The organism is Roseomonas populi (assembly GCF_024594815.1).
Classification (GTDB): domain Bacteria; phylum Pseudomonadota; class Alphaproteobacteria; order Acetobacterales; family Acetobacteraceae; genus Roseomonas; species Roseomonas populi.
Window position 1 is genome coordinate 19,161 of the sequence record NZ_JANJOU010000036.1, and the last position, 13,155, is coordinate 32,315.

At 73.8% G+C, this 13,155-nt stretch carries 7 protein-coding genes; 5 read left to right on the plus strand and 2 right to left on the minus strand.

Translation table 11 applies throughout. From position 1 onward, the window contains the following. The 5 genes from NRP21_RS26145 (at window position 1) to NRP21_RS26165 (ending at window position 9,180) form a co-directional block, all read left to right on the plus strand. Window positions 1-525 (plus strand): fasciclin domain-containing protein, encoded by a 525-nt coding sequence (locus NRP21_RS26145; protein WP_257719183.1) that lies wholly within the window; start codon window positions 1-3, stop codon window positions 523-525. Window positions 526-847: 322 nt separating this feature from the next. Continuing rightward, window positions 848-2,113, plus strand: a complete 1,266-nt coding sequence (locus tag NRP21_RS26150; protein WP_257719184.1) for an MFS transporter — start codon at window positions 848-850, stop codon at window positions 2,111-2,113. An 8-nt stretch (window positions 2,114-2,121) separates the two neighbouring features. After that, a complete protein-coding gene (locus NRP21_RS26155) occupies window positions 2,122-4,986 on the plus strand; it encodes an ATP-binding protein (protein WP_257719185.1) in 2,865 nt (954 codons plus the stop codon). A 124-nt stretch (window positions 4,987-5,110) separates the two neighbouring features. Further along, window positions 5,111-6,370 (plus strand): MFS transporter, encoded by a 1,260-nt coding sequence (locus NRP21_RS26160; RefSeq protein WP_257719186.1) that lies wholly within the window; start codon window positions 5,111-5,113, stop codon window positions 6,368-6,370. 20 nt (window positions 6,371-6,390) lie between these two features. Further along, window positions 6,391-9,180, plus strand: coding sequence for an ATP-binding protein (locus NRP21_RS26165; RefSeq protein ID WP_257719187.1), 2,790 nt, complete (start codon window positions 6,391-6,393; stop codon window positions 9,178-9,180). A 99-nt stretch (window positions 9,181-9,279) separates the two neighbouring features. Here NRP21_RS26165 and NRP21_RS26170 read toward each other — a convergent pair whose 3' ends face one another. Together NRP21_RS26170 and NRP21_RS26175 are read right to left on the minus strand one after the other, a co-directional pair. Further along, window positions 9,280-10,257 carry a Bug family tripartite tricarboxylate transporter substrate binding protein gene (locus NRP21_RS26170; protein ID WP_257719188.1) on the minus strand — a complete coding sequence of 326 codons (978 nt, stop codon included), beginning with the start codon at window positions 10,255-10,257 and terminating at the stop codon, window positions 9,280-9,282. Between the two features lie 26 nt (window positions 10,258-10,283). Further along, window positions 10,284-13,046 carry a winged helix-turn-helix domain-containing protein gene (locus NRP21_RS26175; protein WP_257719189.1) on the minus strand — a complete coding sequence of 921 codons (2,763 nt, stop codon included), beginning with the start codon at window positions 13,044-13,046 and terminating at the stop codon, window positions 10,284-10,286. Between the last annotated feature and the right edge of the window lie 109 nt (window positions 13,047-13,155).

Consider the following 13,155-nt stretch of genomic DNA (forward strand, 5'->3'; position numbering starts at 1 on the left):
ATGAACGTTCTCCGCACTCTCGCCCTCGCCACCGTCGCGGGCGGCCTCCTCTCCTCCGCCATGTCGGTGGAGGCGGCATCCCCGCGCATGCACAGCTGCGTGGACGCGCTCGCAGCGAATCCGAATTACCGCTCCTTCTTCGACGCGATCGAGCGCGTGGGCGGCACGGCACGCTTCGTCCAGAACGAGCCGATCACGATCTTCGCGCTGGACAACACCGAGGTGGAGAAGGTGCCGCCGGCCGTGCGGAACCTCTTCCTGCCCGTCGGGCCCGAGGTCAATGACGTGCGCGGCTTGGGCCCGGTGATGGACCAGCTGGTCCTCGAGGGCCGGCATCCCGTCGCCGAGATGAAGCCGGGGCAGGAGTTCTACACGCTGGATGAGGCGACGGTGCAGGTGGTGGGCAGCAGCAACGGCCGACCGGTCCTCCGCATCGGCGGGTACGACATGACCGTGGTCAGCGCCGATCAGCCCTGCAGCAACGGCCTGGTGCAGGGCGTCGCCTACGTGGCGCGCAACCGCTAGGCCGAGGACGGCTTCCCGGGGCCGAGGCCCCGGGGAACGATCGCACCGCCATCCCGGCCTCCATGCCGCCCCCACGGTGGGATGGCGTGCGGCGGCCCCGCCCCGGCCCTCTCCCCAGCCGATGCGGGGCCGCTTCGCCTTTGCCGGGCACGAGGCGAGGATCACCGCCGCCCCCTGCTGGAGCACATCCGGACAAGACGGGGCATGCTCCCCCGGGCGAGGCTGCCGCCACCCCGCGCCCAGTTCGAGGTGTGCAAGGTGTGGGGCGCGGAGCCCCTTGGTGGCCCCGCCCAGCGCCGCCAGGAACGAGGAGCCGCCGAGAATGGGCACCGCGACGGGAGAGGCCAGCCCCTCGTCTCTGGCAGAGTTCCGCCGCGGCTGGCCCGTGCTGCTCGCCGCGCTGCTCGGCTCTGCCACCGGTATCAGCGTGCTGCCCTTCTACACCCTCGGCACCTTCATCGGCCCGCTGCAGGCGGAGTTCGGATGGGGCCGGGGCGCGATCGCCACCTCCTACCTCTACACCACCCTCGTGCTCGCCGTGGTGGCGCCGCTGCTGGGAATGCTGGCGGACCGCTTCGGGGTGCGACGCGTCTCGCTCGTCGCAATCCCCCTCTTCGCGGTCAGCCTTCTGCTCCTCGGCGCCTTCCAGGGGTCGCTTCTCCATTTCCAGTTCGCCTTCGGCCTCATGGGGCTGCTGGGCGCGGGCGCGACGCCCGTGAACTACACGCGGGCGGTGAACGCGGCATTCCACCGCGCGCGGGGCATGGCGCTCGGCATCTCGCTGGCCGGCATTGGCGTCGCCGCCATGGTGCTGCCCGTCCTCCTCTCCTCGGTCAACGGTGCCTATGGGTGGCGGGCGGGCTATCTCACCCTCGCCGTGCTGGCGCTGCTGCCCTGGCCCTTCGTCCTCCTCGCTTTCCCCCGGCACCTGCCCCCCACGGGGGCGCAGAGACAGGCTGCGGCAGCCACGGCGCTGCGGAGTGGCACCTACTGGGCCATGGTGCTTGCCTTCGCCGCCGTCGCGGTCGCCGTCTCGGCGCTGATCGTCCATTTGGTGCCGCTGCTGCGCGACGCGGGGCTGGACGCGATGGGGGCGGCGCGCACCGCATCGCTGGTCGGCGTCGGCGTGCTCGTGGGCCGGCTCGCGGCGGGTTACCTCGTCGACCGCCTCTTCGCACCGCTGGTGGCGGCGCTGTTCTTCGCCGGCGCGGCGGCGGGCTGCCTCCTGCTGGCGGTGGGCGGCGTCGGGCTGGCGCCCGTGGCCGCCCTCGCCATCGGCCTCTCCCTGGGTGCGGAAGTGGACTTCATGGCCTTCCTCACGGCCCGCTACTTCGGCTTGGCCCGCTACGCGACGAATTACGGCGTCCTCTACGCCCTCTTCGTCCTGGGCGGCGCCGTCGGCCCTTTCCTGGCGGGGATGAGCTTCGATAGAACCGGCAACTACGCGGCCGTGATCTGGGGCGTGGTCGCGCTGCTGCTGGTCGCCGCGGCAATCATGGCACGGCTGCCGCGCTTCGCGGACGGCGCGGCGGAGGCGGAACAGCCCCTGGTGGCTGAAGCGACGGGCACCCACCGCTTCGCTGGATAGGGGGCGGGATGCGGCAACCTCTCGGCACGAAAGAGGCCCGCGCCGCAGCGCCGGAGAGGATCGGCTTCGGCCCCTTCCGCCTCGACCCCGCCACGCGCCGCCTGACGCGGGAGGGCAAGGCGGTACCGCTCGGCAACCGCGCCCTCGGCCTCCTTCTCCTGCTGGTGGAGCGGGCGGGCGAGGTCGTCGGCAAGGAGGAACTGCTGGAGCGCGCCTGGGGCAGCGTGCACGTGGAGGAGGAGAACCTCCGCGTCCACATCCACGCGCTGCGCAAGGCGCTCGGCGACAGCGAGGCCCAGCGATACATCGTCAACATCCCCGGGCGCGGCTACAGCTTCGTGGCCCCGGTCGGCCCGGGCGCCGCGGCCCTGCCGGCGGCGGAGGCGCCCCGCCCCGCCCCGGCCGCGCCGCCCTCCGGGTTGCGCCCGCCGCCCCAGCAGCGCACCGCCGTGCTGGGCCGGGAGAAGCAGGTTTCGGAACTCGCGGAGGCGCTGCTCCGGGACCGCCTCATCTCCGTCGTCGGGCCGGGCGGCATCGGCAAGACCACCACCGCCCTGGCGGTCGCCGGGGCGCTGGCCGACCGCTTCCCCGGCGCCGTCGCCTTCGTGGACCTCGCGCCGCTGCGCGAGGAGCGGATGGTGCAGAGCGCGGTCGCCACCGCCCTGAACCTGCCCATCCGGTCCGAGGACGAGGCCGGCAACATCCTCGCCGCGCTGCAGGATGCGCCCGTCCTCCTCATCCTCGACAATTGCGAGCACGTGCTGGACGGGGTGGCGACGCTCGCGGAGGCGATCCACGAGCGCGCGCCGCGGGCCTGCATCCTGGCGACGACGCGGGAGCCCCTCTGCATCCCGGCAGAGCGCGTGCATCGCCTGCCGCCCCTTCCTTGCCCGCCGGAGGGCGGGGACCGGACGGCGGAGGAGGTCGCGGCCTATCCCGCCGCCGCGCTCTTCGTGGAGCGCGCCGCCGCCGGCGCCGCCGGCTTCGCGATGACGGACGAGAACGCCCCGGTGGTGGCCGAGATCTGCCGCCGCCTGGACGGGCTGGCGCTCGCGATCGAATTGGCGGCGGGGCGGATCGACTCCTTCGGCGTGAAGGGGCTGGCGGCGGGGCTGGACCAGCGCTTCCAGATGCTCAGCCGCGGCCGCCGCACGGCCCTGCCGCGCCAGCAGACGCTGCGCCTGGCGCTGGACTGGAGCTACGACCTCCTCACCGAGGAGGAGAAGGTGGTGCTGCGACGCCTGAGCCTCTTCGCCGGCTCCTTCACGCTGGATGCGGCGGAGGCCGTGGTTTGCGGCGACGACATCCCCCCGGACGACTTCACCGACCACCTCGCCCGCCTCGTCCTCGCCTCCCTCGTCTCGGCCGACACCGCCTCCGGTACCGTGCGCTACGCGCTGCTGGAGACCACGCGCGTCTACGCGCTGGAGCGCCTGGCGGAGCACGGGGAGCGCGGCGCCTTTGCGCGCCGCCACGCCCTGCACTTCCTGAACGTGCTGCAGCGCTTCGTGCGGGAACGCCCGGCCGAGACGCTGCTGCCCTTCCGGCCGGACCTGGACAACATCCGCGCCGCCCTGACCTGGGCCTTCTCCGGGGAGGGCGACCTCTCCATCGGCATGCCGCTCTCGGTTGCGGCGGCCTTCCTCTTCATCGACCTGTCGCTCCTGGCCGAGTGCGTCCGCTGGACCGGCCTCGCCCTGGAGCGCCTGCCGGATGAGGAGCGCGGCACGGCGCGCGAGATGGAGCTGCGCACGGGCTTCGCCATGCCCCTCCTCTTCACCCGCGGCAATCTGGAGGAGGTCCGGCTGGCGCTGGAGCGCGCGCTGGGGCTGGCGGAGGAGCTGGGCGCGGTGGCCCACCAGGCCCGCATCCTGGACGGCCTTTTCACCTACCACCTGCGCGGCGGGCATTTCCGCGCGATGTTCGACACGGCGCGCCGCGCCGAGGCGCTGACCCGGAGCATCACCCTGCCGAATTACGGCGGGTCGGACTGGATGATGGGCGTGTCCCACTACTTCGCGGGGAACCTGCCGGAGACGCGCCGCTACCTGGTGCGCGCTATGGCCACGCTGCCCCGCAAGCGGCCGGTAGACGTGCTGCGCATCGGCGTGGACCAGCGGGTGAACGCCGCCAACGCCCTGGCCCGCGCCCTGTGGATGCAGGGCATGGCGGATCAGGCACGGGAGGTGGCGGCCCGCAACGTGGAGGAGACGGAGGCGCTCGGCGATCCCGTCACCCTCGCCGTCGCGCTGATGTGGACCCTGCCGATCGCCCTCTGGACCGGCGAGCTGGAGGTGGCGGAGCGCCGGCTGGCGCGGCTGGAGGAGTGCACCGCGCGCGGCGGCCTCTCCCCTTCCCGCCTCGTCGGGCAGGCGCATCGCGGCGCGGTCCTCATGCGCCGGGGCCGGCCGGAGGAGGGAATTCCCCTGCTGGAGGAGAGCCTCTCCGCCCTGCGCGGCATCAACAGCCGCCTGCTGGAGGTGGTGCTGATGATCCACCTCTCCGAAGCCTATGCGGCGGCCGGGCGGCACGGGGAGGCGCTGGCGGAGGTGGAGGGCGCCATCCTCCGCTCCCACGAAACGGCGGAGCTGGTGAACCTGCCGCATCTGCTGCACCTCCGCGCGCTCTATAGCTGGCATGGGCACGGCGACCCCGCGCGCTTCGCGGCGGGGCTGGAGGAGGCGCTGGCCTGCGCCCGCGGCAACGGCGCACTGGCCTATGAGCTGCGGATCCTGATGAGCATGGCGGGGCTGCGGGAGGACGACGCGGTCCGGGCCCGCGGCCTGGAGGGGCTGCGCGAGGCCTATGGCCGTTTCGAGGAGGGCTTCGATACGCCCGACCTGCGGGAAGCCGGGCGCGTGCTGGAAGGCTGAGCGCCGGATTGGCGGATCGTCCCGCCGCGCCGCGGGGCAGTCCTGCAAGCCCTTCCAACGCCCCAGGCGCAGCCTGTCCGTCCCCTGCCGCACGATTGCACGCGGGGGCAGCCAGGACATCGCCATGCCGCCGGACGCGAACACGCCAAGCCACTTCGCGGGCGATCTTGCCCCGCCCGCGCCGCGCACCCCCGGCTCCGGCATGGCGCCCGTGCTTTGGCTGGCCCTCGGCACCTTCGCCATCGGGACCGAGAGCTTCATGATCGCGCCGCTGCTGCCGGACATGGCCGCCGACCTCGCTGTGAGCCCTGGCGCCGTCGGGCTTCTCGTCACGGCCTTCACCCTGACCTACGCGCTGACCTCCCCGGTGCTGACGATGCTCACCGGCCGGCTGGACCGGCGCCGGCTGCTGGCGCTCTCCATGGCCGTCTTCGCCGCGGCCAACGCGGTGGCGGCGCTCTCCTCCCACTACCTCGGCCTGCTGGGCGCGCGGGTCCTCCTGGCCGTGGCGGCGGGCCTCTACGCGCCCAATGCCAGCGCGCTTGCCGGAACCCTCGTGCCGCCGGCCCTGCGCGGGCGCGCCCTGGCGGTCGTCAACGGCGGCACCACGGTCGCCATCGCGCTCGGCGTGCCCATCGGGTCGGTGGTGGGGTACGGGCTCGGCTGGCGCATGACCTTCGTCGCGGTCGGGGTTCTCGCCGCGCTGGCGGTGGCCGGCGTACTGGTGGGCCTGCCGCGCGGGCTGGGCGCCGGGGCGCGCGCGGCGGGGATCGGGGAGCGGCTGGGGGTGCTGCGGCGCCCGGCGATCGGGCCGAGCCTGCTGGTGACGCTGTTCTGGGCGATGGGCGCCTACACCGTCTATACCTACCTGGCGCCGATCGCCGGGGCGACGACCGACCTGCCGGCCGCCTGGGTTCCCGCCCTCGTCCTTCTCTGGGGCGTCTCGGCCGGGGTGGGGCTGATGCTGGGTGGGATGGGGAACGACAGCCTGGGCGCGGACGCGGTGGTGCTGCCCAGCCTTGCCGTGCTCGCCGCCGCCTTCGCGGCCCTCTCGGCCTGCGCCGCCTGGCTGAGCCCCTCGGCCGCAACCCCGGTGGTGATCCCCGTGGTGGTCCTCTGGGGCATCTCCGTCTGGTCCTTCTTCCCCGCGCAGCAGGCGAAGCTGATCCGGCTGGCGGGGGCTGAGGCGGCCCCGGTGGTGCTCTCCCTCAACGCCTCCTCCATGTTCCTGGGCTTTTCCGTGGGCGCCGCGCTCGGCGGCGCCACCCTGTCGCGGGTCTCGGCCGGGGCCATCGGCTGGGCCGGGGCGGCGTGCGAGTGCGTTGCCCTCCTCCTCGCGCTGTGCATTCTCCCGCGCGGCCCGGCGCGCCGCCCGGGCTCGTAACGATGCGGAGTGACTGACGCTTGACGGCGGCCGACGAGCCCCTCGCCTTCGGCGATTTCCTGTTCCACCCGGCCGCCCGGACGCTGCTGCTGAACGGCACGCCGGTGGCGCTGGGCGGGCCTGCACGCAGCCTTCTCGCGGCCCTGCTCGCGGAGCCGGGCCACGTCGTCAGCGCCACCGCGCTGATGGAGAGCGCCTGGCCCGGCGGTGCGCGCGGGGAGGCGAACCTGCGCGTGCAGATGACGGCGCTGCGCAAGGCGCTGGCGGCTGTGCCGGAAGGCCAGGGGGCGATCCTCAACATCCCCGGCCGCGGCTACCAGTTCACCCTGCCCGTGCGCCGCCTCTCCGCCCCGCCCGTGCTGGCCGGCCTGCCGGACGAGGAGTCCGGCCGCCCGCCGCCGCTGCTGACGCGGCTGATCGGACGGGAGAGGGAGCTGGCGCTGCTGGCGGAGCGGCTGGAGGACCGGCGGCTGGTGACGCTGGCCGGGATCGGCGGCATCGGCAAGACGAGCCTTGCCCTGGCCGCCGCCGGGGATTGGGCGGCCCGGCACGGAAGGCGCCTGCGCTTCCTCGACCTCACCGCCCTTTCCGATCCCGCGCTGCTGCCGGCGGCGGCGGGTGCCGCGCTCGGCCTCGGAACGCCCGGCCTGGATCCGGTGGAGGAGATCGGCGCCGCGCTCCGGGGCGAGACGATGCTGATCCTGGACAGCGCGGAGCACCTGGCCGAGGCCACGGCGCGCCTCTCCGAGCGGCTGCTGAAGCGCAGCCCGGCGCTGCGCCTGCTGGTGACCAGCCGGGAACCGCTGGGCGCCGCGGGCGAATGGCTGCACCGGCTGGCGCCCCTGGAGGTGCCGCCGGAGACGGAGCCGCGGGACGCGGCGGAGGTGATGGCCTACCCCGCCGCCCAGCTCTTCGTAGAGCGCGCCTCGGCCCGGCTGGGCGGGTTCAGCCCGAAGGATTCCGACGCCGCCGGGCTGGCCCTGCTCTGCCGGAAGCTGGACGGGCTGCCGCTCGCCATCACCCTCGCGGCATCGCGCATCGATATGTTCGGCATCGCCGGGCTGGCGGCAGGGATGGCGGACCTGCTGGCCGCGCCGGGCCCTTCACGCCGCAGCACGCCGGGGCGGCACCGCACGATGCGGGCGACGCTGGATTGGAGCCACGATGCCCTTTCCCCGGCGGACCAGTGCCTGCTGCGGCGCCTGTCCGTCTTTCGCGGCCCGTTCTCCATCACATCCGCCCTCACCGTGATGGGGGAGGACCTTTCCTTCGACGCCGGCCGCGCGCTCCTCCGCCTGGAGACGAAGTCGCTGCTGCACCGTGTGGAGGGCGGCGAAGATGATGAAGGGCCGTTGCGGCGCCTGCTGGCGACGACACGGGCCTATGCCGCCGAGAAGCTGGAGGCCAGCGGCGAGGCCCCGGCCCTGCACCGCCTCCACGCCCTGCACGTGCTGGAGAGGGTGGGCGCGGCCGAGGCGACGCGCCCGGGCATGTCCTCCGCCGCCTGGCGCACGGCCCATGCCGGGCTGGCGGACGACCTGCGCGCCGCGGTGGACTGGGCTTTCGGGCCGGAGGGGGAGGTGGAGATCGGCCTGCGTCTCCTCGCCGGCTCCGGCCCGCTCTGGCTGGAACTGAACCTGGCGGCCGAGTACCGCCACCGGCTGGAGCTGGCCCTCTCGCGCCTCGCCGCCTCCGGCCAGGGGGAGACCCTGGCCGCCCTGCGGCTGCATGTCGCCGCCGGCATGACGATTCTGCGGAACACCGGGGAGGTGGCGTTGGTCGCAGAGCCGCTGCGCCGGGCCATCGAGATCGCCGACCGGATCGGCGAGGCCGGCGCGGCGATCCGCGCCGTGGGCGGTCTGTGGATGGCCTGCATCATGGCGGGCGACGCCGCCGGCGCCGCCCGCCTCTCGGCGGAGATGGACGCCCGCATCCCGCCCGGGACGCCGCCCGATTCCGACCTGCGGCAGGCGCATCACCGGGTGGCCGGGCTGACGCTGCACTATGCCGGCGACCAGGGGGAGGCACGGCGGCACGCCGACCTGGCCATGCGCCATCTGCGGGGGAGGCTGGACACCAGCCCCTACGGCCTGATGATCGACCAGGCCGCCGCGGTGCACGTGCTGGACGCGCGGCTGCTCTGGCTGGACGGCCGCTTCGACGGAGCCCGGGCGGCGGCGGAGGCGGCACTGGCGGCGGCGGAGGCGGCGGAGGACGCGCTCTCGCTCTGCTATGCCCTGACCCAGGCCGGGATTCCCGTTGCCGTCTGGACGGGCGATCCGGAGGCGCCAGCGCGAGTGGAGCGGCTGGCGGCCACCGCCCAGCGCCACCGCATGCCCTATTGGCACGGCTGGTCGCGATGCTTCGCGAGCCTCTTTGTCCGGCCCGGCGAGGCCCCCGGCCTGCCGCGAGAGCTGGAGCTGACGCCCTATCACCTCGAGGTCGTGGCCACGATGAACCCGGCCCTGGCCGATAGCGCCACCATCGCGCGGGCCGAGGCGGGGCAGGCCGCCTGGTGCGCGCCGGAATTGCTGCGTGCGAAGGCCGAGAACCTCCTCCGCCGCGCCGGCAGCGAGCCGGGGGCCATGAGGGCCGCGGAGCGCGTGCTGCGCGAGGCGCTGGCCCTGGCGGAGCGGCAGGCGCTGCGCGCCTGGGCGCTCCGCAGCGCCACCAGCCTCGCCAGGCTCTGGCGAGGCCAGGGGGAGCACGGCCGGGCAGAGGACCTGCTGGCGCCCCTCCTCGTCACCTTTGACGAGGGCCGCGACATGCCGGACCTGGTGGCAGCCCGGAGGGCGCTGGAAGCGGCCTAGAGCCGATCCCGTTCCGGTGGAATCATCGGAACGGGTGAATTGGTTCTACAAACAACAGGCTAGATCGGTTGAAGTGAGCGAAGGCGAACGGAAACTGCTCTAGCCGATCGACAGCCCGATCTTCCGGACGAAGGGCGACCAAGCCGCCGCCTCGGTCCTGATCTTCTCCCCGACCTGCGCCGGGTTGCCGATCAGCGGAGTGATCTGGAGATCGGCCATCCGGGCCTGCATGCCCGGGGACGCGACCGCGGCGCCGATCGCGGCGCTGAGCCGAGCCGTGATTTCTTCCGGCATGCCGGCCGGGCCAACCACCGCGTACCACACGGGCACGAGCGGGCAGTCCAGCCCGGCCTCGCGCAGGGTGGGTATGCCGGGCAGCGCGGGCACCCGCCCTGGCGCCAGCGCCGCGACCGCCACCAGTTCCCCGGCGCGCACGGAGGGCAGGCTGCTGCTGACGGGACCGGTCGCGAGGTCGATGGCGCCGGACAGCAGTTCCGGCAGGGGCGAGCGCGTCGGGAAGGGCACGTGGGTCAGGCGGATGCCGGCCACGTCGCACAGCATCTCCATCGCCAGGTGGGTCGAGTGCCCGTAGCCGCCGCTGGCGAAGGTCAGCGCCTCCGGCCGTGCGCGCGCCTTCTCCAGCAGGTCCGCGACGGTCGCGATACCGCTGCGCCGGCTGGCGACCAGGAACATCGGGGAATTGGCGACGAGGCCGATCGCGCTGAAGTCGCGCAAGGGATCGTAGGGCGGCTTCGCGTAGAGCGCGGGGTTGTAGGTCAGGACGGAACCGCCGCCGAGCATCAGCACTCCTCCGTCCGGCTGCTGCTGCCTCAGCGCGTTCACCGCAACGATGCCGTTTCCACCCGGGCGCGGCTCAGCGACGACGGCACGGCCGAGCTGCCGCCCCATCTCCTCGGCCAGGATGCGCGCGACGAGGTCGGGCTGGGTGCTCGGCGCTCCGGGAACCAGGATGCGGATCGGGTGGTCAGACGTCTGCGCCCTCGCCGGGACGAGGCGGGCGAGGGTTCCGCCGATCACGGCCGCACCGAGGGTTCGCCGTCCGATTCCGCTTCTCACGCCAGCCTCACTCGAAAGGATGCGCCTCATCCCGCCCGCAGCGTCGCCATGGAGAGCATCCGGTGCGCTGCAACGAGGTCGGGCGTATCAAATCCTTCGGTGAAGCGCGACAGCAGCCCCTCCAGCGCCCGCACGGAGCCGGCGTTGCAGCCCAGGAGCCGGGCGCGGCTCATCGCGATCCGCAGTTGCCAAGCGAGGGCGCCCTGCCGGTCCGCGATCCGATCGGCCCGGTCCAGGAGTGCGGCGGCGCTCGCGGGATCCCGTGCCGCCAGCCGCTCCGCCTCCAGGCGGAACACCTCCGGCAGGCCCCAGAAGACCTCTCCCCCCTCGAACCGCGCGAAGCCCTGCGACGTCGCGTGGCCGAGGCCGAGCGTCGCGATCAGCTCCACCTGCCCGTTGTTCCAGGGTGTGCCGCGCAGAAAGGCATCCCCGTCCTCTGGCGCCTCCCCCAGCGCGACCGCCGCGGCGCGGCGGTAGACCTGGCCGTAGCGCAGCCAGTAAGGCAGCGCGTTGTCGCCTGCGGTGGAGAGCATCAGCTCGGCCGCGTCCCGGGCTTCCTCCGGCGTGCCGGTCACGCGGGCGATGAAGCAATGGCCGAGGTTGAGCGTGAAGAGGATCGAGAGGGCGTGGCCGCTCTTCAGCCCCTCCTCCAGGCTGTCTCGCGCGGCCGCCCGCGCCTGGTCGGCGTGACCCTGCAGCCAGAGCACGCGCGAGAGGCCGCCGAGGATGGCGACGCGATGCTCGAACTGATAGCCGCCGAGCACATTGCCGCCCTGCGGCGGCGGGCGCCTCAGCGCCTGCTCGGCCAGTTCGCGCGCCGGGCGCAGCTCGCCCATGTGGTGCAGCGACATGGCCGGTATCCGGTCCCGCACGTGCAGCGGGTCCTCCTCCGGCGGGGTGCAGGCGCTGAAGGCCTGGGCATAAGTCAGGCTCTCGGCGTAGTGGCCGAGGCCAAAGGCGTGCAGCCACAGCCCCCAAAGGCTGCGCCGCTTGGCCGCCACGTCGCCCAGCGCCTCGGCCAGGGCGAGGGCACGGGAGTAGGCGCCGAACACAGCGGGCGTCGCCCCATCCGTGTTGTAGATCGCGCTGCCGAGGGTGAGCAGCAGGCCCATCTCGGCGGCTTGGTGCTGATCGGGCGCGGCGGAGATAGCGTCCAGCGCGCGCCCGGCCTGGCGGCGGAACTCCCCGGCCATGGAGAGCTGGAGGTAGAAGGGCCCCGCGGCAGTGGCGAGCGAGAGGCCGAGCCCGAGATCGCCCGAGGATGAGAAGGCCCAGTCCAGCGCGCCGCGCACGTCGTCCAGAAGGCGTCGGTTCGCCGCCTGCCGCTGCTCCGCCTGCAGGGCACTCGGTGTGGCCAGTTCGGCGAGCCGCGCGAGGACGCGCACCGCGTGGCGGCGGGAGAGCCGGGCGGAAAGCGCCGTGCCGGCCAGCTTGCCCTGCGCGTAGTGCCGCATGGTGTCGAGCAGGCGGTACCAGGGCTGATCACCGCTGAGATCCGCGACGACGAGGGACTTGTCGATCAGCTCCGCCAGGCCAGCGACCGCCGCGGCGTCGCTGAGGCGCAGCCCCTCCACCGCCTCGTCCTCCCGGTCCGCGGCGACGACGCCCACCGCCTCCAGCGAGAAGGCGCCGCAGAAGATTCCCAGGCGGTCCAGCAGCGCGCGCTCTGACGGGGGCAGCAGGCCGTAGCTCCAGTCCAGCGTCGCGGTCAGCGTGCGGTGCCGCGCCTGCGCGGGGCCGGACCCTTCCAGCGGCGTGGAGAGCGCCTCGTCCAGGTGCGAGAGGAGCGCGGAGAGACCCAGCCCGCCCAGCCGGGCCGCGGCCAGCTCGATGGCGAGCGGAAGCCCGTCCAGCGCGCGGCAGAGCCGGGCCGCGAGCGGCGCCTCGGCCTCGGACAGCATGTAGGGCGGGTCGTTGCTCGCCGCGCGCTCCACAAGGAGGCGCATGGCCGGGAAGCGCATGGCGCCCGCCGGGTCACGCTCCGCCTCTCCGGCCGGCGGCAGGCCCAGCGGCAGCAGGCGGTAGAGGTGCTCGCCCTCAGCGCGCAGCGGCTCCCTGCTGGTGACGAGGATGCACAGATCCGGCGCGCCGGCCTGCAGCTCCTCCACCAGCACGGCGGCGGCGTCCACCACGTGCTCGAGGTTGTCGAGGATCAGGAGCAGCGCGCGATCGCGCAGCGCCGCCGCCAGCTCCGCGGCGGAAGCGGCGTCGGCGAGGCGTAGCCCGAGCGCCGCCGCCACGCGGCTGGTGAGGAGCGAGGCGTCCTGCAGCGGCGAGACGTCGACGAAGTGTACGCCCTGCGGAAAGCGGCTGGCGACGGCCTGCGCCGTAGCAAGGGCCAGGCTGGTCTTGCCGATGCCGCCGGGCCCGATGACGGTGGTGAGCCGGTGCCGGGCGAGGGATTCGGAGAGGTGGGCGAGCGCCTCCTCGCGCCCCAGCAGCGCCGCGGCCGCGCCGGGCAGCGAAGCGCCGGCCGCCTCGCTGCACCGGCGCACCGGCGTGGAGAGCGCGTAGCCGGCGCCCGGATGGTTGACGATGCCGTGGCCTTCCCCGAGCGCCTTTCGCAGCCCGGAGACGTGGACGCGGATGTTCGCGTCCTCCACGAAGATCCCCGGCCAGACGCGAGCCATGATCTCCGCGTTGCCGACCGTCTCCGGCGCGTGCTCCGCCAACAGGGCGAGGATGGCCAGGGCGCGGGCGCCGAGTGCCAGCGGATGCCCGTTCTTGGTCAGGAGCTGCTGCGCGGGATCGAGCCGGAAGGGACCGAAGGCGAAACTCTCTCGTGCCATGCCGCCGAAGCCCTCCGACCCCGGGAGGAAACGGCACACCGCCCCCGGCGCGAGGTCATCACTCGATCAGGTCCGTCGCATTTAGCACCCGCGAAAAGGCCGTGGCAAA

Excerpts from the sequence above, each read along its gene's own strand:
- NRP21_RS26155 (WP_257719185.1), top strand. The coding sequence starts at position 2,122 with ATGCGGCAACCTCTCGGCACGAAAGAGGCCCGCGCCGCAGCGCCGGAG.
- NRP21_RS26145 (WP_257719183.1), top strand. The coding sequence starts at position 1 with ATGAACGTTCTCCGCACTCTCGCCCTCGCCACCGTCGCGGGCGGCCTC.
- NRP21_RS26150 (WP_257719184.1), top strand. The coding sequence starts at position 848 with ATGGGCACCGCGACGGGAGAGGCCAGCCCCTCGTCTCTGGCAGAGTTC.
- NRP21_RS26160 (WP_257719186.1), top strand. The coding sequence starts at position 5,111 with ATGCCGCCGGACGCGAACACGCCAAGCCACTTCGCGGGCGATCTTGCC.
- NRP21_RS26175 (WP_257719189.1), bottom strand. The coding sequence starts at position 13,046 with ATGGCACGAGAGAGTTTCGCCTTCGGTCCCTTCCGGCTCGATCCCGCG.